The sequence below is a fragment of the Enterobacter cloacae complex sp. BZL2005 genome (assembly GCF_049238885.1).
GTDB lineage: Bacteria > Pseudomonadota > Gammaproteobacteria > Enterobacterales > Enterobacteriaceae > Enterobacter > Enterobacter roggenkampii.
Map to the genome: position 1 here is coordinate 490937 of NZ_JBMKGI010000001.1, position 24551 is coordinate 515487.

28 protein-coding genes are annotated in these 24551 nt (G+C 57.3%); 8 read left to right on the forward strand and 20 right to left on the reverse strand.

The features are described 5' to 3' along the window. Positions 1-8: 8 nt before the first annotated feature. From gspK to ACOTXI_RS02580, 10 genes are read right to left on the reverse strand one after another with little or no spacing between them, the layout of a single operon-like run. On the reverse strand, positions 9-1019 hold the full coding sequence (gene gspK, locus ACOTXI_RS02535; RefSeq protein ID WP_008500014.1) for a type II secretion system minor pseudopilin GspK: 1011 nt from the start codon (positions 1017-1019) through the stop codon (positions 9-11). Beyond that, complete coding sequence (gene gspJ / locus ACOTXI_RS02540; protein WP_025912913.1) at positions 1016-1645, reverse strand: type II secretion system minor pseudopilin GspJ; 630 nt, start codon at positions 1643-1645, stop codon at positions 1016-1018. Before gspJ ends, gspK begins: the two co-directional genes overlap by 4 nt. Next, complete coding sequence (gene gspI / locus ACOTXI_RS02545) at positions 1642-2025, reverse strand: type II secretion system minor pseudopilin GspI (protein WP_023292909.1); 384 nt, start codon at positions 2023-2025, stop codon at positions 1642-1644. The genes gspJ and gspI overlap by 4 nt, the downstream gene beginning before the upstream one ends. Further along, a complete protein-coding gene (gene gspH / locus ACOTXI_RS02550; RefSeq protein ID WP_008500017.1) occupies positions 2018-2503 on the reverse strand; it encodes a type II secretion system minor pseudopilin GspH in 486 nt (161 codons plus the stop codon). Before gspH ends, gspI begins: the two co-directional genes overlap by 8 nt. Continuing rightward, positions 2503-2952 carry a type II secretion system major pseudopilin GspG gene (gene gspG / locus ACOTXI_RS02555; RefSeq protein WP_039025173.1) on the reverse strand — a complete coding sequence of 150 codons (450 nt, stop codon included), beginning with the start codon at positions 2950-2952 and terminating at the stop codon, positions 2503-2505. Before gspG ends, gspH begins: the two co-directional genes overlap by 1 nt. A gap of 3 nt (positions 2953-2955) precedes the next feature. Continuing rightward, positions 2956-4164, reverse strand: a complete 1209-nt coding sequence (gene gspF / locus ACOTXI_RS02560) for a type II secretion system inner membrane protein GspF (protein WP_058654673.1) — start codon at positions 4162-4164, stop codon at positions 2956-2958. Continuing rightward, complete coding sequence (gene gspE / locus ACOTXI_RS02565; protein ID WP_058654674.1) at positions 4164-5642, reverse strand: type II secretion system ATPase GspE; 1479 nt, start codon at positions 5640-5642, stop codon at positions 4164-4166. Before gspE ends, gspF begins: the two co-directional genes overlap by 1 nt. Positions 5643-5656: 14 nt before the next feature. Continuing rightward, positions 5657-7579 (reverse strand): type II secretion system secretin GspD, encoded by a 1923-nt coding sequence (gspD, locus tag ACOTXI_RS02570; RefSeq protein WP_023343662.1) that lies wholly within the window; start codon positions 7577-7579, stop codon positions 5657-5659. 13 nt (positions 7580-7592) lie between these two features. Then, positions 7593-8324, reverse strand: a complete 732-nt coding sequence (gspC, locus tag ACOTXI_RS02575; RefSeq protein WP_025912911.1) for a type II secretion system protein GspC — start codon at positions 8322-8324, stop codon at positions 7593-7595. Beyond that, positions 8275-8640 (reverse strand): hypothetical protein, encoded by a 366-nt coding sequence (locus ACOTXI_RS02580; protein ID WP_126287221.1) that lies wholly within the window; start codon positions 8638-8640, stop codon positions 8275-8277. Before ACOTXI_RS02580 ends, gspC begins: the two co-directional genes overlap by 50 nt. Between ACOTXI_RS02580 and ACOTXI_RS02585 the strand changes: the two genes are divergently transcribed. Together ACOTXI_RS02585 and ACOTXI_RS02590 are read left to right on the forward strand one after the other, a co-directional pair. Then, complete coding sequence (locus ACOTXI_RS02585) at positions 8626-10191, forward strand: ExeA family protein (RefSeq protein ID WP_058654675.1); 1566 nt, start codon at positions 8626-8628, stop codon at positions 10189-10191. The two genes, ACOTXI_RS02580 and ACOTXI_RS02585, sit on opposite strands and share 15 nt — an antisense overlap. After that, positions 10191-10823: a hypothetical protein gene (locus ACOTXI_RS02590; protein ID WP_058654676.1), complete on the forward strand. Its 633-nt coding sequence runs from the start codon at positions 10191-10193 to the stop codon at positions 10821-10823. Before ACOTXI_RS02585 ends, ACOTXI_RS02590 begins: the two co-directional genes overlap by 1 nt. On the opposite strand, the gene ACOTXI_RS02595 is transcribed toward ACOTXI_RS02590, so the two are convergent. The 3 genes from ACOTXI_RS02595 to ACOTXI_RS02605 form a co-directional block, all read right to left on the reverse strand. Further along, positions 10824-11447 (reverse strand): helix-turn-helix domain-containing protein, encoded by a 624-nt coding sequence (locus ACOTXI_RS02595; RefSeq protein WP_055321943.1) that lies wholly within the window; start codon positions 11445-11447, stop codon positions 10824-10826. 275 nt (positions 11448-11722) lie between these two features. Further along, positions 11723-12553, reverse strand: a complete 831-nt coding sequence (locus ACOTXI_RS02600) for an N-acetylmuramoyl-L-alanine amidase (RefSeq protein WP_058654678.1) — start codon at positions 12551-12553, stop codon at positions 11723-11725. Beyond that, positions 12550-12873 carry a heavy metal-binding domain-containing protein gene (locus tag ACOTXI_RS02605; protein WP_008500028.1) on the reverse strand — a complete coding sequence of 108 codons (324 nt, stop codon included), beginning with the start codon at positions 12871-12873 and terminating at the stop codon, positions 12550-12552. Before ACOTXI_RS02605 ends, ACOTXI_RS02600 begins: the two co-directional genes overlap by 4 nt. A 97-nt stretch (positions 12874-12970) precedes the next feature. Between ACOTXI_RS02605 and ACOTXI_RS02610 the strand changes: the two genes are divergently transcribed. The 6 genes from ACOTXI_RS02610 (at position 12971) to artJ (ending at position 17492) form a co-directional block, all read left to right on the forward strand. Further along, positions 12971-13489 (forward strand): lipoprotein, encoded by a 519-nt coding sequence (locus ACOTXI_RS02610; RefSeq protein ID WP_058654680.1) that lies wholly within the window; start codon positions 12971-12973, stop codon positions 13487-13489. A 226-nt stretch (positions 13490-13715) separates the two neighbouring features. After that, positions 13716-14444, forward strand: a complete 729-nt coding sequence (gene artP, locus ACOTXI_RS02615) for an arginine ABC transporter ATP-binding protein ArtP (protein ID WP_008500030.1) — start codon at positions 13716-13718, stop codon at positions 14442-14444. A 19-nt stretch (positions 14445-14463) separates the two neighbouring features. Beyond that, positions 14464-15195 (forward strand): arginine ABC transporter substrate-binding protein ArtI, encoded by a 732-nt coding sequence (gene artI / locus ACOTXI_RS02620; protein ID WP_008500032.1) that lies wholly within the window; start codon positions 14464-14466, stop codon positions 15193-15195. Positions 15196-15201: 6 nt separating this feature from the next. Then, positions 15202-15918: an arginine ABC transporter permease ArtQ gene (gene artQ, locus ACOTXI_RS02625; RefSeq protein ID WP_103786702.1), complete on the forward strand. Its 717-nt coding sequence runs from the start codon at positions 15202-15204 to the stop codon at positions 15916-15918. Beyond that, positions 15918-16586 carry an arginine ABC transporter permease ArtM gene (gene artM / locus ACOTXI_RS02630; RefSeq protein ID WP_008500034.1) on the forward strand — a complete coding sequence of 223 codons (669 nt, stop codon included), beginning with the start codon at positions 15918-15920 and terminating at the stop codon, positions 16584-16586. The genes artQ and artM overlap by 1 nt, the downstream gene beginning before the upstream one ends. A gap of 174 nt (positions 16587-16760) precedes the next feature. Continuing rightward, the gene (gene artJ, locus ACOTXI_RS02635; protein WP_008500035.1) at positions 16761-17492 is read left to right on the forward strand and encodes an arginine ABC transporter substrate-binding protein ArtJ; all 732 of its coding nucleotides are present in this window, start codon (positions 16761-16763) and stop codon (positions 17490-17492) included. A gap of 87 nt (positions 17493-17579) precedes the next feature. Here artJ and ACOTXI_RS02640 read toward each other — a convergent pair whose 3' ends face one another. From ACOTXI_RS02640 to potG, 7 genes are all read right to left on the reverse strand, one after another. Beyond that, the gene (locus tag ACOTXI_RS02640) at positions 17580-19049 is read right to left on the reverse strand and encodes a sensor histidine kinase (RefSeq protein WP_058654681.1); all 1470 of its coding nucleotides are present in this window, start codon (positions 19047-19049) and stop codon (positions 17580-17582) included. Continuing rightward, a complete protein-coding gene (locus tag ACOTXI_RS02645) occupies positions 19033-19740 on the reverse strand; it encodes a response regulator transcription factor (protein ID WP_008503450.1) in 708 nt (235 codons plus the stop codon). Before ACOTXI_RS02645 ends, ACOTXI_RS02640 begins: the two co-directional genes overlap by 17 nt. Before the next feature lie 72 nt (positions 19741-19812). Beyond that, positions 19813-20940, reverse strand: a complete 1128-nt coding sequence (rlmC, locus tag ACOTXI_RS02650) for a 23S rRNA (uracil(747)-C(5))-methyltransferase RlmC (protein ID WP_008503449.1) — start codon at positions 20938-20940, stop codon at positions 19813-19815. A gap of 40 nt (positions 20941-20980) precedes the next feature. Continuing rightward, entirely contained in the window at positions 20981-21454 is a 474-nt protein-coding gene (locus ACOTXI_RS02655; protein WP_008503448.1) for a YbjO family protein, read from the reverse strand. 65 nt (positions 21455-21519) lie between these two features. Beyond that, a complete protein-coding gene (gene potI, locus ACOTXI_RS02660; RefSeq protein ID WP_008503447.1) occupies positions 21520-22365 on the reverse strand; it encodes a putrescine ABC transporter permease PotI in 846 nt (281 codons plus the stop codon). After that, positions 22362-23315, reverse strand: a complete 954-nt coding sequence (gene potH, locus ACOTXI_RS02665) for a putrescine ABC transporter permease PotH (RefSeq protein WP_008503446.1) — start codon at positions 23313-23315, stop codon at positions 22362-22364. The genes potI and potH overlap by 4 nt, the downstream gene beginning before the upstream one ends. Before the next feature lie 10 nt (positions 23316-23325). Next, on the reverse strand, positions 23326-24459 hold the full coding sequence (potG, locus tag ACOTXI_RS02670) for a putrescine ABC transporter ATP-binding subunit PotG (protein ID WP_021240929.1): 1134 nt from the start codon (positions 24457-24459) through the stop codon (positions 23326-23328). Positions 24460-24551: the final 92 nt, after the last annotated feature.

Here is a 24551-nt window from a genome sequence, read left to right on the forward strand (position 1 = left end):
TACTTTTCTTATTCAATCATTCGGTAACGACGTTGCCACGTCACAATTTCACCGGCTTCGTTATTCACCTGAAGCTGGCTCACCACGCGAAGCGTTAACTCATCGGTATTGCCGGTGTAGTTGACGCGAAAATACCGGCTGTTGATGGAGAGCAACCCGGCCACCTGCGGCAACTCTTCCTTCAACTGCGGGAAGGCCTGTTCCAGCGCTTTGCTGAAGACGTCCATACTTTCCCAGCCGGTTTCCGGCCGCGACTCAATCAGGCGTACGGCATCGTCCGCGGTGAGTTTTCCCGGGAACAGGGCTGCCAGTAAGGGCGCCTGCTCCGGCGTCAGAGTATTGACATCCACCTTGCTGGCCGAGTCCGGCAGCGCGCATAACAGCTTGCTCACTTTCGGGTACGCTGCAGCAGGAAACGCCGGCAGCAGCTTGATCTCGGCAAGGGTGCGCATCATCTGATTCGCAGGCTGACGCGCCGGCACTACGCCAGACCAGGCGTCCATCTCCGCGCCCTCTTTCACCGTCGTGGCGTCGCCGTCGAGATAATCCACCAGCTGCTGATAAATTTCTTCCGCCGCCGTCTGGCTGATGCCGCCGTCCGTCAGGATCTGCTCGACAATCTTCTCTTTTCGCGGTTTTTCCGGCACGGTTGACGCATTTTGATCCTGAGCCACTTTGTCTGCGGCCAGCAGGTTATTGACGTTGAAGCAGTCCTGCGCGTCGTCGACCTGGCTGACCACCGTATAGTCTTCACCCTGCGTCTCCAGCGGCAGGTGCCAGTCGCCCGCCGGGTCGAGCGGTTTGCTCTCGCCGCTGGCGTCGTTCTGCAACCGGTCTTTCACCACTTTTTCCTGCGCCTGCATTGCCCAGCGCAGCTGCTGCTGGCTCACCTGATAGTGGGTTTTCTGCAAATTACGGCAGAACTGCTGGCTGATTTTGGCCGCCAGGGCCGACATCATGACCAGCAGGATCAGCACAACCAGCAGGGCAACACCGCGTTGCTGATGGACCCGGCTCATGGCTTCACGTCCGGCGCAGGCGCATTTTGCGGGGCAGGCGCGTTTTCTGCCGCCGGTGCCGCCGCTTCTGGTATCTCTCCCGGCGTGGTAAACACCCAGCGCCAGGTGTCGCCATTTTCCATGGTCAGCGTAAGCTCCACGCCGTCTGGCAGATGGGCAGAGTCACCCCAGCTTTTTTGCCAGCCCTGGTGATAAAACCGCCACTGCATCGCTTTCACCTCGCTGACGATAGGCACTTCATCGGGTTTGACGTCCGCCGGGCTGTCAATCACCGGCCAGACGTCGCGATACAGACGCCCTTCTTCCAGCCGCCAGCGCACGCGCTCCAGCTGGACCGTGCCACTCACGCCGTTCAGCGTGGTGAATTCCACGGCATCGCCATCCTGTAAAAACAGATCCGGTGCGTTGCGCGGCGCCCGCGCCTGCAGCTGGAAAAAATCGCGCTCCATCAGGCTCCAGGCACGCTGAAGCTGATTAAGCTTCGCCGCGCGGGTATCGGTTGCCGAACTGGTGCGCATCGCGCCGTCGAGAATTTGCCAGGCCAGGGTGCTGATAACCGCAAAAATGGTCAGCGCAATCATGATCTCCAGCAGGGTAAAACCGCGCTGGCGTCGGCTCGTCTTCACTTGCTCTCTTCTCCCGGCCCAATGATCTGAAGCGAAATGACCGGCTGGCTTTTATCGCCTTCGGCGTAAACGCGGATGGCATTGGCCCAACCGCTATTGGCGGTTTTCACCCGCTGCTTATGCCAGTACCAGCTGCGCCCCCCCATGATTTCCGTCCCCTGCTCCTCGGCATCGGGAAAATCGGTTTTGCTGAGCTGGGCTTCAGCCAGCTGATTTTCTGCAACCCAGCTGGCCTGCAGCGTTTCGGCCAGCCCGTGGGTGAAGCGCACGTTCAGGGAGACGGAATTCATCAGCGCCAGCGCGGCGGTGGAGAAAATGACCAGCGCCACCATCACCTCCAGGAGCGTCATCCCGTTCTGCTTAACCTTGCCTTTAGTCATCGTTCTCTACCGAAACCGGGGCCGCGCCCTGCGACACCACGCGGAAGTGATGCTGTTTGTCGTAACTTTGCAGCGTCAGCGTAAAACGCCCAATCTCACCGTCCGGCAGAAAGAGGATCTGGGGGTCGGCCTCGACGTTAGCCGCCAGACGCTGAGGCGAGAGCGACACGTGCATCTCTTCCGGGAAATCGCCCTTCGTGGTAATACGGCCGGCGGATAACGGCACCCAGTGACGTTCGCCGTTTTTATCGTCGAGCGTGACCAGCTGATATTTATCGGTAGCGATCACCAGCCCGACAATATTTCCGTCCATGACCGCGCGGTCTGAACCATAATCAACGAGGGCTTTTAATTGCTGACCAAATATATCCGCACCGCTGCGTGAGGGTATTGTTGAGACAACCATCATGGCGCAACTGGCAAATATCACCAGCGCCAGAATAATTTCCAGCAACGTAAAGCCGCGTTGATTCTTCATTATTTCTCTTTCTTATCCTGAGACCAGTTCGTAATATCGTCTGCGGTGTTGGCTTCGCCATCAGGACCGGCAGAGAAGACGTCTACGGCGCCGTGTTCACCCGGGCTGACGAGCAGATAATCGTTGCCCCACGGATCCTGCGGCAGGCGGCGAATATAGCCGTCGGCGCGGTAGCCGTTGGGAATAGGCGCGATCTCAGGCTTGGTCACCAGCGCCTGCAGACCCTGCTCGGTCGTTGGGTAGCGGTGGTTATCGAGCTTATACATATCCAGCGAGCCTTCGAGCGCAACAATATCGCTGGTCGCCTTTTGCGCGTCCGCTTTTTCTTTATTACCCATTAAATTGGGCACCACCATACTCGCTAAAACGCCGAGAATAACGATCACCACCATTAATTCGAGCAAGGTGAACCCCGCCTGGCGAGCCAGACGTTTTGTTTTTATAGCCATGATTTAACCTACCATATTATTAAGTTGCAGAAGCGGCTGTAATATTGACAGCACGATGAATAAAACAATCGTCGCCATGGAGACCACCAGCGCCGGTTCAAATACCGAGAGCGTTAACGTAATACGATGCTGTAGCGCCGACTCCTGGTTTTCCGCCGCGCGGTCCATTAAGTTGCCTAACTCGCCGCTCTCTTCGCCGGAGGCAATCATGTACAGCATGGTGGGCGGGAATAATTTCGCCTGCTCCAGCGCGGCATAGAGCGAGGCCCCCTGACGCACGGTATCCGCCGCCTGCTCCAGCACCTGCCGGGCGTAGAGGTTTTCGATACCGTCCATCGCGATATACATCCCTTCAAGCAGCGGCACGCTGCTCGCCTGCAGGATGCTGAGCGTGCGGATATAGCGGGCGCTGTTGATCGCGCACACCAGCTTTTTAATCGGCGAGCCGTTCACCAGCCAGCTGTGCCAGCGAAAACGGTTTTTGGCGTTTCTGAGCCAGGTCTTAAAGCCAACAAACCCGCCGCCGAGGATCCGCACGATGTAGATCCCGTACGCCTGCAGGAAATCGCTCACCGCAATCAGCGTGCGGGTGGTGATCGGCAGCTGCTGCTTCATGTGGGTGAACTGCTCGATCACCTGCGGCACCACCGCCACCAGCAGAATGCTGATGACCGCGATGGCGACCACGGTGAGGGTAATCGGGTAGACCATCGCCTGCGTCAGCTTGCTCTTCATCTTCTGGCGCTGCTCGTTGTACTCCGCCAGCTTCTCCAGCACGTCGCCCAGGTGGCCGGTTTTTTCACCGGCCATCACCAGCGTGCAGTAGAGCTTGTCAAAGGCGCGCGGGAACTGGCTGAAGGCGTCGAACAGGGTGTGACCTTCCACCACCTTCTCGCGGATCTCCACCACCATTGCCGCCAGCTTTTTGTCTTCCGTTTGCTTCGAGATCGCCTTCAGCGCGCTCTCGAGCGGCAGTGCGGCGTTGACCAGCGTGGAGAGCTGACGGGTAAACATCGACAGCACCGGCGTGGAGAGCCTGGCTCCGGTTTTTGCTTTTCCGGCAGACGCCGCTTCACGGGTTTCGCTGATGCTGACGGGCATCAGCTTTTGCTCGCGCAACATCTGGCGAACCTGCTTTTGCCCCTCGGCCTGCAGCGTGCCGCGCTGGGTTTTGCCTGCGACATCCGTCGCCGTCCAGGCGTAGAAGGCCATTACGCATCCCCCCCGCGCTCGGCGGTCACACGCATCACCTCTTCCAGCGAGGTGACGCCACTAATCACCTTCAGCAGCCCGTTTTCGCGCAGGCTGTAAGCCTGCTTAAAGAGCTGCGTCTCGATGGACATTTCGTCTTTATCTTCATGAATGGCGCGGCGCATGGCGCTGTCCACCACCAGGAACTCGTGAATACCGGCACGGCCCTGATAGCCGCTCTGGCGGCAGTGTTCACAGCCCACCGCGCGATAAATGGCTTTTGGCGGCGCCTCCATAAAGCTAAACAGCGCTTTTTCATTGGCATCCAGCGGACTGGTGGTCCGGCAGTGCGTACACAGCCGACGCACCAGACGCTGGGCAATGACACCGAGCAGCGATGAACCGATTAAAAAGGACTCCAGCCCCATGTCCCGCAGACGCGTAATCGCCCCGGCGGCGCTGTTGGTGTGCAGCGTAGACATGACCAGGTGACCGGTGAGCGACGCCTGCACCGCAATTTGCGCGGTTTCACCGTCACGAATTTCCCCGATCATCACCACGTCCGGGTCCTGACGCAGAATAGCGCGCAGCCCGCGGGCAAAGGTCATGTCCACGCGCGGGTTAACCTGCGTCTGCCCCAACCCTTCCAGCTCATATTCGATCGGGTCTTCCACGGTCAGGATGTTGCGTTCGTGACCGTTCAGCGCCGAAAGAATGGCGTACAGGGTGGTACTTTTACCGGAGCCTGTCGGCCCGGTGACCAGGATAATGCCGTGCGGGCGCTCAATCAGCCCTTTTAACTTCTCCAGCTCTTCATCGATCAGGCCCAGCTTGTTGATGTCGGGCTTGAGATTGCTTTTATCGAGCAGGCGCATGACCACGCGCTCGCCGTACTGGGACGGAATGGTCGAGACGCGCACGTCGATCGCCTTGCGGCCAATGCGCAGTGAGATACGGCCATCCTGCGGCAGACGTTTTTCGGCAATGTCGAGTTTCGACATCACCTTGATACGCGACACCAGCAGCGGGGCGAGCTTACGCGCCGGTTGCAGCACCGGGCGCAGCACGCCGTCAACGCGGAAGCGAATGCTCAGCGTGCGCTCAAAGGTTTCGATATGGATATCCGACGCGCCGTCCTTAACCGCCTCGCCGAGAATGGCGTTGATCAGGCGGATCACCGGCGAGTTTTCGTCGTTATCAAGCAGATCTTCGTTATCCGGGATCTCCTCGGTTAACGCCATCAGGTCGATATCCGCATCCATGTCGTCCACCAGCTGCTGTGAAACGCCGCTGCTCTGCTGCCAGATTTTGGCCAGCATCTCGTCAAACGCTTCCGGCGTCACAGTAACCGGGACGAACGCGCGGCCCAACACCCGGCGCACTTCCAGCAGTGCTAACACCGGGGTGTCCTCACGGATATAGACGTCATTGTTGTAAAGCAGAACGCCGTTATCTTTTGCGTAGCTGCTGCTACACAGTGTTTTACTCAGTTCGTCCACGTTGCCCCTCCGCCTTACTCTTTAAACGGATTGCGTGTCGCGCGGGTTTTCACCGGTGCGGCGTGAGGGCTTGCTGAAGGAAACGCGGGCAGGACGGCATTGTCGCTCGGCTCAACAATACCGAGCTTTTTCTCTTCCACGCGCTGCATCTGGCGCACCCGGATCTGGTCATATTTCTCTTTCGAGGCCGCGCTGTAGTTGTCGTCGTCACGCAGGACGGTGGTATGAATGAACACCATCAGGTTGCGCTTGGAGGTATCCTGGGAGGTGTAGCGGAACAGCTGACCGACCAGCGGGATATCGCCGAGCAGCGGCACTTTGGACACGGACTGTTTGGTCACATTTTCCATCAGACCGCCAAGCACCACCGTCTGGCCACTGTGGACCATCACTTCGTTATTGATCGTGCGCGTATTGAAGGTCGGGCCGAGGCTGGAGTCTTCCGTCGCGCTGTTGTCGACGCTGGAGACTTCCTGCTCAATCTTCAGATGGATCATGTCGCCATCGTTAATCTGCGGCACAATTTTCAGCTTGGTACCGACCGTCTTACGCTCAACGGAGTTAAAGACGTTATCGCCGCTGGTGGTTTGCGAACCGGAAAGTACCGGCACATCCTGGCCCACGTTGAACGACGCTTCTTTGTTATCCAGCGTGACCACGCTTGGCGTGGAGAGGATGTCATTTTTGCCGTCGGTGGAAAGCGCAGTCACCAGCGCACCAAAATCACCGTTAAAGAAGCCGGTCGCCAGGCCAGTGAAGCTCGCCCCTTTCATGGTGCCATTTTTAATCTGGCTGATTGGCAGGCCGGTGGAGCCGAACTGCACGCCGCCGTGCTTGCTGGTCCACTGCACGCCGAGATCCAGGCCGTTCCCGTCCTGCACTTCCGCGATGATGGCTTCCACCAGCACCTGCGGACGACGGATGTCGAGCTTGTCGATCACCTTCTCAAGGGAGTTCATCACGTTAGGCTGGGCGGTAATCACCAGCGAGTTGGTTGCTTCGTCGGCGGTAATGTTCAGATCGCTGGACGCTGGCGCGGTTTTCGACTTCGGCGCGCCGGCCTTGTCCTTCAGCTGCTCGCCGATGCCGGTGAGTACCGGCACCACCTTGGTGGCGCTGGCATACTTGAGATAGAAGACGCGGGTATTCCCCTCGTTGTTCTGCTCGCGATCCAGCTGATGGATCAGGGAGCGGGTCCGCGCGCGCGCATCTTCCGAACCGCTGATCACCAGGCTGTTGGTTTCGTCATCGGCCACCACTTTGGTCGCCAGCTGCGGCGCGTTCTGCCCTTTCTGCTCTTCGTTGTTGAGGTTATTCAACATCTCCGAGAGCTCTTTGGCGGACGCAAAGCGCAGCGGCACGATTTCACGACGCTGAATACCGTCTTTGTCCACGCGCTGAACCAGATCCACCAGGCGGTTCACCACCGAGGCTTTACCGGTTAGCAGCAGGACGTTGGACGGCTCAAAGTGGACCACGTTACCGATGCCGGTGGCATCGTTGAGCTGACGCAGCAGCGGCGCCAGCTCGCGAACAGGCACGTTTTCCATGCGCACGACGCGGGTGATGATCTCGTCGCCTTTGCCCGGATTTTTACCGTCGGCCAGCGGCGCACCGGCGGTGCGGGCAATGCTCGAGCGCACCACTTTAACCATGCCGTTATCCATCGGGATCACCGACAGGCCGTACAGGTCCAGCACGCTCAGGAAAAACTGGTAATATTCGTCTTCCGTCAACACGTTATAGGTTCTGACCGACACCGTGCCCTGCACGGACGGGTCGACCAGAATGGTTTTGTTCAGATTGCGGCCTACCGTATCAATAAATTCGCGGATATCGGTGTTTTTAAAGCTGGCGCTAAAGTTAGCTGCGAGCAGCGAACTGGAATATAACGACAATGCGGTCAGCGCCACGCACGCCCAAGGAAATTTCTTCATGTCTGTACACTTGTTAATTGTTTAGAACATTGACCCGAATATTTTCAAGGTGAGCGTGACGTCTGACGACGACCTCCGCTTCTTTCATTTTCGACCAGTTGGCAATAATATCTTTTGCCTTTTTTGCATCGGTCATATCGACAGAATTGACTTTTACCGCCACATCACCTTTTTCCAGACCGGCATGACTGTAGAAGTCAGAGGCATTCCTTGGATTAATGTTGTAGCCTTCCAGTTGGCCCTTTTCGATAAGTGGCTTTAACACCAGATAATCATCCAGATGCACGCTTTCAGCACCAGCATCTTTCGTCGATTGGGTTACCGGGCCGCTGTCAACGCCGCCCTTAAAATAGTCAGGTTTATTTAACGCCAGTACCTGCGTAGCACCTTCGTAATTAACCACCACATTGTCTTTGTTTATTTCCTGAATAAAGGCATCGTTAAAACCGGTCAGCGCTTCGCCTTCGCGATAGCTCTTTTGACCACCCGGCGTTTTGATCACGGCGAAGGACAACCAGGCATCGTCGCTGCGGACGATCCCCTCAATTTCGGCAGCGAGCGGGGCTTTTCCGGCCGCTGGCAGGTTGTCCTGACGCACGGCGGCGGTGAAAAGTGAAAATGTCTTTTCTTCCTGACGTTTTTTTTGCGGTTTCGCCGCTGCGTTCGCGAGTTTATTCGTCACTTTTTTATAATCTTTAAAAATGACGTAGCCTTGCTGACCGCAAAAAATCAGCAATACAAACATAATACAGGGCGTTATCCACCGTGAAAAAAGTGAGAGCCTCATTATTCATCTGGCCTTTAGCAAAGCGGAAATAAGCAGCGTCATGCTGCGCCAATATGTGACATAAATAGTAATTAGCGGCCTGACAATCGACCACCTGCTTCGCCGTTAACTTTGATAAAGAAAAAGATTGACCGTCAAAAAAACCAGTGTTAGAGGTAGCCGACAGGTTATTTTTACCCTGCCCGTAAATTGACCATGACGCACCCTTGCCGTACTTTTCTGGGCCATTGCTATTCATGCCCAGAGACGGTAAGTCGTTATGTATCAGAGTCATTTTAAATTTAATCACCCGCCTTTTCGAAAAATCACCCGCGCCTCGGGCGATTTCTTCGTGCCGTATCACCAGGATATTTTCAACCTGCTGAAAGAGAAAACCCAACAGGCGGGGATTATTGGGCTCTTTGCTGATGATGCCCCGCTGCTGGGCCAGTTCAGCGACGCCCTGAAATCCGCAACCCCTGACGTTATTGCCATCAACGCGTTTCCAAAACTGAGTGCCAGTAGCCTGCTGTATAAACTCAACCCAGGAACGAAAGAGAGCAAAAACCGGCTTCAGGCGGTGGATGCCATCCTGCACCAGTGGCAGGGGGGGAAAAGCAGGACGAAAGTGCTGGTGATTAGCCATACCGATGCCATGAAAGAGACCTGTCGGGAGGTGCTGGCTCTGCTGCTGACGCGCGCGCAGGAGCTGGAGTTTCGTCTGTCCGTCGTACTGATGGGTGCAGCGGATCGGGAAGCCGTTCTGATGCAGCAGTCTGAACTGCGTGAATATGCGCATACCTGCCACACCCTGCGACCCCTTACCTGCCGGGAGTTTCTCAGCTACGTTCAGGCGCAGTGTGAAGCGCACGGGTGTGAGCACTCGCCGTTGACCCCGGCGCGCGTGCGTAAAATGCATGCGCTGACCAAAGGGAATATCAGCAAGCTGAACGAGCTGGCGCACCTGTCGATGCTCGCCGCCTGGACCGAAAGCGCAGAACAGGTTAGCCCGCGTCATCTGCGCCTGGCGGCCGGTGAGATCCTGCCTGCGAAAAAACACGGTATGCGCCTGGCTACCGTGGGGCTGTTCGCCTCCGTGCTGTTCGCTGCCTGCGGCTGGTATTTGACCTCCTCGATCGGAGCAAGACTTCCGATTCAACTGCCGGTGCCCGCGAGCTGGAAACAGCAGACGCCCATCGAGCAGGCGCCGGTGGTGCCGGCTATCGACAACGAGGTGGTTAATCAGCCGGATGCGATGCATCAGCTCTATCTGATGTGGGGGTATGACGCCTCGGCGGACGATGCCCTGTGCCAGAACGCCGCGAAGGTGAACCTGATGTGTAAGCAGGGAAATGCCTCACCGGACGCGCTGGCCCAGGAAGGGTATCCGTGGGTGAGTGAACTGAAAACCGGCAACCACCTTAACTATGCCGTGGTCGCCCGCGTCGGGGATAACTCACTCGACCTGCTGATGAATAACCGCACCTGGCAGGTAAGCCGTCACTGGTTTAACCAGCATGCCACCGGCAATTATACCCAGCTCCACCGCCTGACGCCGGAAGGCAAAGACGCCATCAGCGCCACCAGCGATGCGAAGGACATGGGGTGGCTGGATCAGCAGCTGAGCCAGGCCCTTGCCGAGCCGGAAACCCACGCTCAAACCTGGACGACGGAGATGATGAAACGCACCCGCGAGTTCCAGCAAAAAATGCATCTGCGCGTCGACGGTATCCCGGGTGAAGAGACGCTGATGCAGTTGATGCGCGACACTAACACCACGCCGAGCGTGCTGCTTCAGACCCCCCATGCCGCACCGGACGCGAAAACGCAGGAGAAGCATTCCTAATGTCTACCATCTGTCTTGCGGCTCAGCGCAGCTACGTTTCCGGGGAGGCGGTCTGGTTTTCGTACCGCATTCCCCGCCTGAGAAAAATCGCTTCTAACGCCTTTTTAAGAATATTAAGCCTCTGCGTCATTCTGATGGCGGGGCTGTACGCCCACGTATACTGGCAACTGCGCCACCCTGCGCCGGAGCCGGTAAAAAAAGTGAACGTGGCGAAGCCCGAGACGCAGCTTTCCGATATGCACTACGTGTACGTGAGCAAGCCGTTCCCGCATCCGCACCCGAAACCCGTCCCGGTGCAGGCCGACGTCCCTGCCATGCAGGATCTGCCGATTAACAGCGACGACGCCGACTGGCAGCAGATGCCTGACGGCACGGTGCCGCACGATACCTCGCGGGATACCCTCCCCGGAACGGAAGCGCACGACGATGCCGTCGCCCCCCGCACGGAGGGTGACGACGCATCATTAACCGAACTGTTTAAGCAGGCGTTAAAAGAACAAGCGCAGGATTATTCGCAAGGGAAAATACCCGCACCGCCGATTGACGAAACGCAGGATAATACTCAGGCGGGCACATTACATAAAGAAAGTTCCCGGTCTCCATTAAGTAAAAAGGGAGACCGGCTGGAATAGTTAATATTTTTCAGGCAGGTTGGTGATATTAAGGAGCCGACCCTTTTCCACCACAATGTATTGACCTTTTTTCAGATCGGAGAGGATTTTTATAATCGTACTGCGTGCCAGGCTGGTGTATTCCTGAATATAATCATAAACATTAATATCGCGTTGATGATGTACAATCAGTTCATTAATTTCCAGCAAAAATTCGCGCACGACAGAATAGGCGCTGCGGGCAACCAGCACGTCATCGCGCTTGCTCAGGAGACAGATATACCAGGCCAGCACCTTGGTGAGTTCAGGCCACAAGCCTTTCTCGGTCATCAGTTGAGAGAAAACGCTTTTCGGAATCGAGCGCACCACGGTATTCGAGCGGACCAGGCCATACATATGGGACGAATGATAAAAAATGGAAGAGAGTCCAAAAATGCACTGCCCCTGCAGGGTGAACAAGCAGAGCTCGTCGGATTCGCGGCGGAATTCCACTTCACCGCTGACGATAATATGAATAAATTCATTATCGACGGTGGAAATTTTTTGCCATTTCTTTAACGATTTTTCTTCAAATCCTTCCGTTGCGGAAATGATTTTTTCTATTTCATGATGAGGACGTAATTTTTTGCCGTAAATGCTTAACATTGTTATACCCGAATTAAGATGTAAATTTTAGATAAAAAATGGCCACGGTGGAACCACCGAAACTATTCGTATAATCCTGATAAAAAACTTCAAGGAGAATTGATAATAAAAATCACTATGCAGGTGTTATTTTTTATAAATACTTAGCAAGCTATACGTCTATCTTAAATGAGGGTACTTTTAAGTCAATTAACTAAAAATGAATTGAGAATGTACTTAAGATTAATCTCAAGAAAACTAAGGTAATACGGCCTGGTCAGGGGCAGCCCTGAGGACTACCCTTGCCCGTACTTCTCTAAAAGCGCCTCGGCGATGGCCAGGGTTTCTACGTCAGCCACGCCGTTCCACAGCGCGGGGCGGAAGTGCATCTGAAACGCGCTGATCACCCTCTTCTGCTGCTGTTCCGTGGCGTTGTCCGGCACCTCGTAGCCATAGCGTTTCAGCACATCAAGCAGCGCACCGCGCTCGACCTCCTGATAGCGCGGCCGCCCGTTAAGATAGAACGCCACGCGCGCGGGATCGGGCCAGGCTCCTATCCCCTGCTGCGCCAGCTGCTGCCACGGAAACAGCGGGCCGGGATCGTCTTTACGCTGCGGGGCAATGTCTGCATGGGCAACCACGTTCTGCGGCTGAATGTCATAGCGGGCAATAATGTCCCTGGCAAGCGGGATCAGCGCTGCAATCTGCGCAGGCGCAAACGGGGTAAAGGTTTTCACGCCGCCACGCGTTTGCCAGCCGCGGTTCTCGAGCTCAATCCCCACGGACGTATCATTAATCCGGTTGGTGCCGCGCCAGAAGCTAATGCCCGCATGCCAGGCCAGCTCGCTCTCGGGAACCAGCTGCCAGATGCGCGGCTTGCCGTCCGGCGCCGGGGGGCTGGCAGGGATCAAATAGTGAGAGCTGACGTTTTTATCCGTCAGCGTGGCCAGCGAGCTGTCAAAATCATCCGCGGTGTAGTGGATCACCAGCACCTTGATGCGCGGGTAAGCCGCCTGCGCCTGATGACGCGTATCCAGCTCGTAGGCACCTTTATCGATAATCCCCTTTTCCGTAACGCACCCTGCCAGCAGCAGCGCCAGCAGGAGCGTGGCAAACGCACGCCTCATCGCAGGGTTTTCACCGCCGTACCGCTTACGCTCACCATCAGCATGCTGCCGTCTTTCCCGACCGTTTCGTAGTCAATATCGATTCCCACGACCGCATCCGCGCCGAGGGCTTCCGCCTGCTCGCCGAGCTCTTTAAAGGCGATTTCGCGTGCTTTGCGCAGCTCTTTTTCGTATGCGCCAGAGCGGCCACCCACGATATCGCGGATACCGGCAAAAAAGTCACGGAAGATATTGGCGCCGAGAATCGCTTCGCCGGTGACCACGCCGCAGTACTCGGTTATTGTCTGTCCTTCCAGGGTTGGCGTTGTTGAAAACTGCATGGTTTCTCTCCTTCTTTAGCGTTCAATGCCTTAGGCACAGCATTATCGGTTCGTTACGCTATGATTGAAAGGATAGTTAATAAATAAGGAAATCAACATGCGCTATTCAGCTTTAACACTTTTAGTGCCCTGCGCGCTGGTGCTCAGCGCCTGTACCACCACGGTCACGCCAGCCTTTAAGGATATCGGTACCCGCAGCGGCCCCTGCTTTGAGGGCGGCCCGGACACCGTGGCGCAGCAGTTCTATGATTACCGCATTCAGCACCGCAGCAACGACCTCACCGGCCTGCGCCCGTATCTGAGCGATGGTCTGGCAAAACTGCTTAACGATGCCTCCCGCGATCCGCAGCACAACGCGCTGCTGAAATCCGACCCGTTCTCCAGCCGCACCACGCTGCCGGACAGCGCAGAAGTGGCCAGCGCGTCAACCATCCCGAACACGGATGCCCGTAATATTCCGCTGCGCGTGAAGCTGACGCAGGGCAGCCAAACCTGGCAGGACGAAGTGCTGATGATCCGTGAAGGCCAGTGCTGGGCGGTGGACGACGTACGCTACGTGGGCGGCAGCGTGCATGCCCCGGCCGGCACGCTGCGCCAGTCGATTGAGAACCGCTAATTCATCAGTGATAAAAATGTTACCCCCGTAAAATGTCCGGCATTTCTCGCGGAATGCCGACATTTATACTCGCCGCCTTTGCCCTTCGCTATTTTGTGCTATGTTTAAGAGGAAATACGGGTTATATTTAACTTTTAACGCAGAAATATTGCATAACTATTCTGTCAACGGTACTATCTGCGGCCTCAATTGCTATAGATTGCCTGGATGAGTAAAGACTGCCCCGATGAGTATTAAACTAAACGGCATTAACTGCTTCTACGGCGCACACCAGGCGCTGTTTGACATCACGCTGAACTGCCCGGAAGGCGAAACGCTGGTTTTGCTTGGCCCAAGCGGTGCAGGCAAAAGTTCCCTTCTGCGCGTCCTTAATCTGCTTGAAATGCCTCGTTCAGGTACGCTGGCAATTGCCGGTAACCATTTTGATTTCGCAAAGACGCCGTCTGATAAAGCGATTCGCGAGCTGCGTCAAAACGTCGGCATGGTCTTCCAGCAATACAATCTCTGGCCGCACCTGACGGTGCTGCAAAACCTGATTGAAGCCCCGTGCCGCGTGCTGGGCTTAAGCAAAGATCAGGCCATCGCGCGTGCCGAAAAGCTGCTGGAGCGTCTGCGCCTCAAGCCCTACAGCGACCGCTACCCGCTGCACCTGTCCGGTGGTCAGCAGCAGCGCGTGGCCATTGCCCGTGCGCTGATGATGGAGCCTGCGGTACTGCTGTTTGATGAACCAACGGCCGCGCTGGACCCGGAAATCACCGCTCAGATCGTCAGCATTATTCGCGAGCTGGCGGAAACCAACATTACGCAGGTTATCGTTACCCACGAAGTGGAAGTGGCGCGTAAAACCGCCAGCCGTGTGGTGTACATGGAAAACGGGTATATCGTTGAGCAAGGTGATGCGAGCTGCTTCGCTAACCCGCAAACCGATGCCTTCAAAAACTATTTATCTCATTGATTGTGTCAGGGGAAATATAATGAAAAAAGTATTACTTGCCGTGCTGCTTGCTGGCGTTACCCTTTCCGCTACCGCAGCTCAGACCATTCGTTTCGCCACGGAAGCCTCTTACCCTCCGTTTGAGTCCATCGATGCGAACAACAAAATTGTTGGCTTCGACGTGGACCTGGCTAACGCCCTGTGTAAAGAGATCGATGCGACCTGCACCTTCAGCAACCAGGCGTTCGACAGCCTGATCCCAAGCCTGAAGTTCCGCCGTATCGACGCCGTAATGGCCGGTATGGACATCACCCCGGAGCGTGAAAAGCAGGTGCTGTTCACCACCCCTTACTACGATAACTCTGCCCTGTTCATTGGTCAGAAAGGCAAATTCACCTCTGTCGATCAGCTGAAAGGCAAAAAAGTGGGCGTGCAGAACGGTACCACGCACCAGAAATTCATCATGGATAAGCATCCGGAAATCACCACCGTGCCATATGACAGCTACCAGAACGCGAAGCTGGATCTGCAGAATGGCCGTATCGACGGCGTATTTGGTGATACCGCTGTCGTGACCGAGTGGCTGAAAGCCAACGACAAGCTGGCGCCAGTGGGCGACAAAGTGACCGATAAGGATTACTTCGGTACCGGTCTGGGGATTGCCGTTCGTCAGGGCAACACTGAGCTGCAGCAGAAATTCAACGCTGCGCTGGAAAAAGTGAAGAAAGACGGCACCTACGAAACCATCTACAAAAAATGGTTCCAGAAGTAATTCCTGATGAATGAAATTTTTCCTTTAGCAAGCGCCGCCGGGATGACCGTCGGCCTTGCCGTTTGCGCACTGATTATCGGCCTGGTGCTGGCGATGTTCTTTGCGGTGTGGGAATCCGCGAAATGGTTCCCCGTCGCCTGGACAGGCTCCGCGCTGGTCACCGTGCTGCGTGGGCTACCGGAAATTCTGGTGGTCCTGTTCATCTATTTCGGCTCCTCACAGCTGCTGCTCACGCTCTCGGACGGCTTCACGATTAATCTCGGCTTTGCGCAGATCCCGGTGCAGATGCAGATTGACAACTTCGACGTCAGCCCGTTCCTGTGCGGCGTCATTGCGCTCTCCCTGCTCTACTCCGCGTACGCGTCGCAAACCCTGCGCGGTGCGCTGAAAGCCGTGCCGCAGGAACAGTGGGAGTCGGGTCAGGCGTTAGGGTTGTCGAAATCCGCCATCTTCTTCCGTCTGGTGATGCCGCAGATGTGGCGTCATGCCCTGCCGGGCCTCGGCAACCAGTGGCTGGTGCTGCTGAAAGATACCGCGCTGGTGAGCCTGATCAGCGTTAACGATTTGATGCTGCAAACCAAAAGCATCGCCACCCGTACCCAGGAGCCGTTTACCTGGTACATTGTGGCGGCGGCAATCTACCTGGTGATCACGTTGCTCAGTCAGTACATCCTCAAGCGTATTGACCTGCGAGCGACGCGCTTTGAACGGAGACCAGGCTGATGCTTGAATACTTTCCCGAGTTGATGAAAGGGCTGCACACCAGCCTGACGCTGACCGTGGCGTCCATTATCGTGGCGCTGATCCTGGCGCTCATCTTCACCATCATCCTGACGCTGAAAACGCCGGTGCTGGTGTGGATTGTGCGCGGGTACATCACCCTGTTTACCGGTACGCCGCTGCTGGTGCAGATCTTCCTGATTTACTACGGCCCGGGCCAGTTCCCGTCGCTGCAGGAATATCCGGTTATCTGGCATCTACTCTCTGAGCCATGGCTGTGTGCCCTGATTGCCCTTTCGCTGAACAGCGCGGCCTATACCACCCAGCTGTTCTTTGGTGCGATCCGCGCCATTCCGGAAGGCCAGTGGCAGTCCTGCGGGGCGCTGGGCATGAGCAAGAAGGACACGCTGGCGATCCTGCTGCCGTACGCCTTTAAGCGCGCGCTCTCCTCCTACTCCAACGAAGTGGTGCTGGTGTTCAAGAGTACCTCGCTGGCCTATACCATCACCCTGATGGAAGTGATGGGACACGGACAGCTGCTGTACGGGCGCACCTATGACGTGATGGTGTTCGGTGCGGCGGGCGTGGTCTATCTGGTGGTGAACGGCCTGCTGACGCTGATGATGCGCCTTATTGAGCGTAAAGCGCTGGCGTTTGAGCGCAGGAATTAACCGCGCAAGTGCATAAAACGGTATTCATGGAGCGGGTAACCTGATGGGTTATCCGCTTTTTTTTCGCGTTAAAAATAATACTTAATCATTTTTATTGCATATAAATTCATTAACTGGCATTGTACATCCAGGCCGCAGACACGGCGCATCAATAAGACAGACGGGAGCATTACAATGAAAAAGTTAGTTCTGGCCGCATTACTCGCCACCTTCGCCGCTGGCGCATCCGCTGCGGATAAAATCAATTTCGGCGTGTCCGCCACCTATCCGCCGTTTGAGTCGCTGGATGCCAGCAACCAGATCGTCGGTTTTGATATCGATCTGGCGAAAGCGCTGTGCAAAAAGATGCAGGCCGACTGCACCTTTACTAACCATGCTTTTGACAGCCTGATCCCGTCGCTGAAATTCAAAAAATACGACGCAGTGATCTCCGGGATGGACATCACGCCTGAGCGCAGCAAGCAGGTTGCGTTCACCGACCCGTACTACGCCAACTCGGCGGTGGTGATTGCGAAGAAAGGCGCGTATACCTCTTTCGATCAGCTGAAAGGCAAACGCATCGGGATGGAAAACGGCACCACCCATCAGAAGTACCTGCAGGACAAACATCCGGAAGTGAAAACCGTGGCCTATGACAGCTACCAGAACGCGATTATCGACCTGAAAAATGGCCGTATCGACGGCGTCTTCGGCGATACCGCCGTGGTGAACGAATGGCTGAAAACCAACCCGCAGCTGGGCACCGCAACGGAAAAAGTGACCGACCCGCAGTACTTCGGCACGGGCCTCGGCATCGCGGTACGTCCGGATAACAAAGCCCTGCTGGAAAAACTGAACGGCGCGCTGAAAGCGATTAAAGCGGACGGAACGTATCAGAAAATTAGCGAGCAGTGGTTCCCGCAGTAAGATTTTTTTACCGGGTGGCGGCTTCGCCTTACCCGGCCTACGGGGGGAGTTGTAGGCCGGGTAAGCGCAGCGCCACCCGGCACTCTCTCACAGCGGCACAAAGAACCTGAACCGCGCCCCGCTCGCCGACTCCATCAGCCTGATCCCGCCGCCGTGCAGCTCCAGCATCCGTTTCACGATTAACAGCCCCAACCCGCCGCGATTCTCCCGCGATGCCTGGGTGTTGAGCGCCGACGGCCGCTGGAACAGATCGTCGCGCAGCGAGGCATCCACGCCCGCGCCGCTGTCGGACACTTCGACCTGCAGCTGTTCATTTTCCTGCCACACCGCCAGGCGAATTTCTCCGCCGCCAGGCGTATGGCGCATCGCGTTATCCAGCAGGTTGGTCACCACGCGTTCAATCATCGACACATCGGCGTTTACCATCGGCAGCGGCCCCGGCACGTCAATATGCAGATTGACCTCGCGCGTGCGGGCCGTGAGCTCAAACTTCTGCGCCACGTCGGAAATCAGCTCCGCCATTGCGAACCGCTCGCGCTGGGGTTTAATACCGCCGTGTTCAAGGCGCGCCAGCTCAAACAGCTGCTGCGAAAGATGCCGGACTTTTTGCCCCTGACGCAGCGCGGTGGCGAGATACTGCTGGTGCTCCTGCGGCGTCAGGGTGGCGGATTTGAGCGACAGGGTTTCGAGATAGCCCAGCAGCGAGGTGAGCGGCGTGCGGAGATCGTGCGAAATATTGGCGATAAACTCACGACGCTGACGATCGCTGTCGGCCAGCCGATCCCACTGTTGGGTGATTTTGCGCGCCAGCTCGATAAAGCTGTTGCGCAGGATCGCCACTTCATCTTTTGCCGCCGCGTCCGGCGTCTGTCCCGCCAGCAGCCTGATGGCGCTTATGCTGTCCTGCTCCAGCCCGGCGACCTCCACCGTCAGCTGTTTGACCGGGCGCGTGACCCAGTACCAGACCAGCAGCCCTGCCAGCAGCCCAAACAGCGCGACCCACAGCAGCGACCACAGGACGGTACTCCACAGCGCCTTGTGCCAGGCCATTTCCGCCAGGGCGTTTGACTCCTCGCCCTGCAAAATAATGTACAGATAGCCTTTTAGCTCGCCGTCCTGCCGCAGCGGCGTAGCGCTAAAGACTTTTTGATTTTGACTGCGCGGATCGTCGCCCAGTACCGGCATGGCCGTGCCGCTCAGGAAGCTCTGCACCGGCGCCAGGTCGATTTTTTGCCGCTGAATATGGCCCGGCGGGGCAGCGTCGGCGAGGATATCGCCGTCCGGGGAGACAACGTAGAGCTCAACGCTCGGATTAAAGGTCATCAGCCGGCCAAAAAGCGGTTTCAGCGCGCTGCGGTCGACCCTGCCCTGCGCATCCAGAATCGGTTCGCGCTGGACGATCTGCTGCGCCAGCCCGCCCGATAACCGCTGCACCATCGCATTACCGTACTGCATGCTGCTGTAGAGCTGTACCGCGCAGGCGACGGCGGCGCAGAGCATCATCAGCAGGATGAAGAGCAGCGTCAGGCGCTGGCTCAGGCTAAAGCGACGCATCATGCTGCGGCTCCGCAAATTTGTAGCCCTTGCCCCAGACGGTGCGAATGATCTCCGGCTCGGCGGCGTCCTTCTCTATCTTGATGCGCAGGCGGTTGATATGGGTGTTGACGGTATGCTCGTAGCCTTCGTGCTGGTAGCCCCAGACCTGCTCCAGCAGCGCCAGACGGGAGAACACCTCGCCGGGATGACGGGCAAAGAAGTAGAGCAGCTCGAACTCGCGCGGGGTGAGGTCCACCACCTGGCCGTGAAGCAGCACGCTGCGCGCCAGCGGATCGATGGTCAGCCCGTGCGCCTGAATATGTCCGTCAGCTTGCGCCTGCCCCATCGCCTGCTGGCGACGAAACAGCGCTTTGATCCGCGCAATCAGCTCCTGCACGGAGAACGGTTTTGCCAGATAGTCATCGGCGCCGGTTTCCAGCCCGGTAATGCGGTCGGTTTCGCTGCTGCGGGCGCTGATGATGATCACCGGCAGGTAGCGCGTCATCTGACGGATGCGGCGGCAAATCTCCAGACCGTCAACGTTGGGCAGCATCAGGTCGAGGATCACCGCATCCCACGTCTGGGCGTCAAGACGCTGTAAGGCGTTGCCCCCGTCGGGCTCGTGGGTGATGGCGTAGCCTTCGTCTTCTAAATTGAGTCGCAGAAGCGCCGCGATATCGTGGTCGTCTTCTACCAGCAGGATCTGCTTCATGGGTAAGCCTTCATTCATTTCTTATGACGTAAGCTTACCTGATTTCGCAGGGATGAAGAGTTCACATTTTGTTTAAGATTTTACGAGCAACGTCAACACTTCATAATGCGCGGTGTGCGGGAACATATCGAAAAGCTGAACGCGTTCAACGCGATAGCCCGGCAGTTGAGCGATGTCTTTCGCCATGGTCTGCGCGTTGCAGCTGGAATAGATGATGTATTCCGGCGCCATCTGGCTCAGGTAGTCGCATAGCGCATTCCCGATGCCGCGGCGCGGCGGGTTAACCAGCACCAGTTCCGGCACGTTGCCCTGGCCGGTGGCGAACTGCGTGGAGTCGAGCGCCTGGAAGCGCAGATTCGTTAACCCCAGCTCAGAGGCAGACTGCTTCGCGCAGGCAATCGCTTCGGCAGAGATCTCAATCCCGGTGAGCTGCATCTCCGGCGTGGCGCAGTGCAGGCCAAACCCGCCCACGCCGCAGAACAGATCCCACATATGGTGAACGTTCAACGCACGCACCCAGTCGCGGGCGGTGGCGTACAGGCTGCTTGCCACGGTCGGGTTGGTCTGGAAGAAGCTTTGCGGGCGGATCCACAGCGGCACGCCGTTGAAGCGCTCCGCCAGCGCGTGCTGGTCGGTGAAGAAAATCTCTTTCTCCCCTTCCATGATCGCCATATGCACCGGCTGAATGTTCGCCGTAATGACCTTCAGCTGCGGAAGCTGCGCCTGCAACCAAGGCAGGGCCGCGCGCAGCTGCTCAAGCTTAGTTTCAGAGCGCAGCACGAAGCGCAGCATCATGCCGCCGTCGATCTGGCTTTCCGTCAGCAGAAGGTATTTCAGCTCGCCGCGCTTGCGGGCCACGTTATAGGGCGTTAACCCTGCCCGGGCAATAAACGGCTTGAGTGCGGCAAAGACCGGTGCAAAGGAGTCAGGATACAGCGGGCAGTCGGTTAAGTCTTCCGGCGTGCCGTCGCGGTGCAGCATCCCCAGCAGCGGTTTTTCTACGCTGCCGCTGACCACCATTTTGGCTTTATTGCGAAAACCCTGTTCCGGGCCGCTGACGGGTGCGCACCACTCGCCCACCGCGTGTGCTGCCAGCAGCTGTTGCAGGTCGGCCATTTTGGCGGTGAGTTGTTGAGAGACCGGCTGTTCTATCCACTGACAGGAGCGGCAGCGTCCGGCGTCATAGAGTGCGCACTGCATATGAAAACCTTAAGAATCACGAGGGCTGCGATTATACACATTATTGCAGGCGGAAGAACCGCCGACTGGAGGCCGGAACGAAGAGGAGACAGAGCACCAGCATATCCGGCAGCTTTTGCATAAACAGCGCGCGCAGGATCTCACGTTTGGATTCACCGGCAATGCTGAACAGCTCCGGGTAGCCGTAGCCCAGCGAGGCGGCCCACAGATAGCTCGCCGCGGTAATCTGCGTCAGCATATAGACCCAGCGCGCCCAGTTGCGCCCTTTGACCAGCGAAAACGCGCAGTAAATCTCGATAAACACCAGCACCAGGCTGCTCAAAAAGACCAGCGTCAGATTCCACGTCTGCACGCTGCGGTGAATGAATTCACCGATGCCGCGCACGCCCAGGGTGTTTAAAATCATCAGCACGTCCAGGCAGCGGATCATAATAATGGCGAGCGCCGCCACCTGAACCAGTGCAGGTACGTTAGGACGCGCGTGCGTAATACGTGGTTTTTTTAATAATCCCAATGTTTTACTTCCCTGAAAAACAGTGCCGCGTCATGCGCGGCACATCACTGGAAATTTTAAATCCTTCAGCCGCGTCTTGCACGCTGGATATCGCGCACGCGCTGTTTTTCCGCGCGCGCCATCAAATACCAGGCGATAAATCCGACAATTCCGACCACGCCGAGGATGATAGAGGCCAGGGCGTTAATCTCCGGGTTGACCCCCATGCGCACGCTGGAGAAGACCAGCATCGGCAGCGTCGTCGCCCCCGGGCCGGAAACAAAGCTGGCGATCACCAGATCGTCGAGCGACAGGGTAAACGCCAGCAGCCAGCCAGAGATCACCGCCGGCATAATCATCGGCAGCGTGATGATGAAAAAGACCTTCAGCGGCGTCGCGCCGAGATCCATCGCCGCCTCTTCAATGGAGCGATCCAGCTCGCGCAGGCGCGAGGCGATCACCACCGCGACATAGGCGGTACAGAAGGTGACGTGCGCCAGCCAGATGGTGAGCATCCCGCGATCCGCCGGCCAGCCGATGGCGTGCGCCAGGGCCACGAACAGCAGCAGCAGCGCGAGACCGGTGATCACGTCCGGCATAACCAGCGGGGCGGTGATCATAAAGGCGAAGCCGTTCGAACCGCGAAAACGCCCGAAGCGCACCATCACCAGCGCGGCGATCGTGCCCAGCACGGACGCCATGGTCGCCGCCAGCGCCGCAATGGTCAGGCTCAGCCCCACCGCGCTCATCATCGCATCATCGTGGAACAGCTCGCTGTACCAGCGCGTCGACCAGCCGGCCCAGACCGTCACCAGTTTGGAGCTGTTAAACGAGTAGATCACCAGCATCAGCATCGGCGCATACAGGAAGGTAAAGCCGATGACCAGGATCGCAATTCGCCACGGGGAGCGCACTACCGGTAAGTTGTTCATCCGCGATCTCCCATCTGTTTCTGCTGATGCTTGTGGAACCACATGATCGGCACGATCAGCAGCAGCAGCATGATAATCGCCACCGCCGACGCCACCGGCCAGTCGCGGTTATTGAAGAACTCCTGCCACAGCACGCGGCCAATCATGATGCTGTCTGGCCCGCCGAGCAGTTCCGGGATCACAAACTCCCCCACCGCCGGGATAAAGACCAGCATCGACCCGGCGATAATGCCGCCTTTGGTCAGCGGGACAATGACGCTGAAGAAGGTTTTTAACGGACGGGCACCGAGATCGAGCGACGCTTCCACCAGCGAGTAGTCGATACGCGTCAGCGCCGTGTAGATCGGCAGCACCATAAACGGCAGATAGGCGTACACAATGCCAATATAGACCGCGAGATTGGTGTGCAGGATCGTCAGCGGCTGATCGATAACGCCTAACCACATCAGAAAATTGTTCAGCACGCCGTTGTTTTTCAGGATCCCCATCCACGCGTAAACGCGGATCAGGAACGAGGTCCACGACGGCAGGATCACCAGCAGCAGCAGGATGTTTCGCGTCGACGGCTTGCTGTGCGCCACCGCCCACGCCAGCGGATAGCCCATCACCAGACAGCAGAGCGTCGAGATCGCCGCCACCTGCAGCGACTGCAGATAGGCTTCGAAATAGAGCGGATCGTCGGTGAGCTGCAGGAAGTTACCCAGGTTTAAGGTCAGCGTCAGCTGCCCGTCGGCCCAGTCCAACAGGTTGGTGTAAGGCGGGATCGCCCGCGCCATTTCCGCCAGGCTTATCTTGAAAACAATCAGGAACGGCAGCAGGAACAGCAGGATCAGCCACACGTATGGCATGGCGATCACCAGCTTGCGGCCGTGCTTCATCTGCATGCGCGTCAGCCAGTGGGCAAAGCCGCCCGGCTTTTCGACGCGGGCTGGAGGTTCAAGTGTACTCATTGGCCGCTCCTTATACCGTCAGCACAACGCAACTGTCTGCATCCCAACACAGGCGCACTTCGTCGCCCCAGGTCGGCTGCCCCTTGCGGTAGCGATGTTCGTTTTGTAACTGTGCGCTGAGCATCTGCCCGCTTTTCAGGCGCACGTGGTAGATGGAGAGATCGCCCAGATAGGCAATGTGCACCACTTCGCCCACGGCAAAGTTATAGCCATCGGCAGGCGGATCCTCACAGAGCATGATCTTCTCCGGACGCAGCGCGACGTAAACCGGCACGTTATCCACCACCGAGTTATCCGGATCGACCTTAAGCGGATGCTGCAGCCCCGGCGATTCGATGACCAGACCGTCTTCCTGACGATCTTTCAGCAGCCCCTCGAAGACGTTAACCGAGCCGATGAACTCCGCGCTGTAGCGGGTGGTCGGATGCTCATAAATCTCTTCCGGCTCGCCAATCTGAACGAACTTCCCGCGGTTCATGATGGCGATACGTCCGGCCATGGTCATGGCCTCTTCCTGGTCGTGGGTGACCATCACGCAGGTCACGCCCACGCGCTCGAGGATATCGACCACTTCAAGCTGCATACGGTCGCGCAGCTTTTTATCCAGCGCGCCCATCGGCTCATCAAGCAGCAGCAGTTTCGGGCGTTTTGCCAGGCTGCGGGCCAGGGCCACGCGCTGGCGCTGGCCGCCGGAGAGCTGGTGCGGCTTACGCTTGGCGAACTCCTGCATGTGCACCAGGCTCAGCATCTCGGCCACGCGCGCGGTAATTTCAGCCTTCGGCAGCTTATCCTGCTTCAGGCCAAAGGCGATGTTCTGCTCCACCGTCATATGCGGGAACAGCGCGTAGGACTGGAACATCATGTTGATCGGGCGCTGATACGGCGGCACGCTGGAGAGATCCACGCCGTCGAGCACGATCTGCCCGGCGGTGGGCTGTTCAAAACCGGCCAGCATACGCAGCAGGGTCGATTTACCACAGCCAGAGGCCCCCAGAAGGGCAAAAATTTCGCCTTTATAGATCGTCAGGCTGACGTCGTCCACGGCATGCTGGCCATCGAAAGATTTGGTGAGGTTACGAATTTCAAGCAGCGGGGTCAGCGCTTTACGGACTTTCGCCTGCGGGCGGGGGATCGCGTCATTCACGGGGTGTTCTCCGGTAGAGATCAAATCATGGTGCAGGCGCACCAGAACGGTGCGCCTGTTGCCGGGGGCGCTTCGCTTGCCCGGCCTGTGAC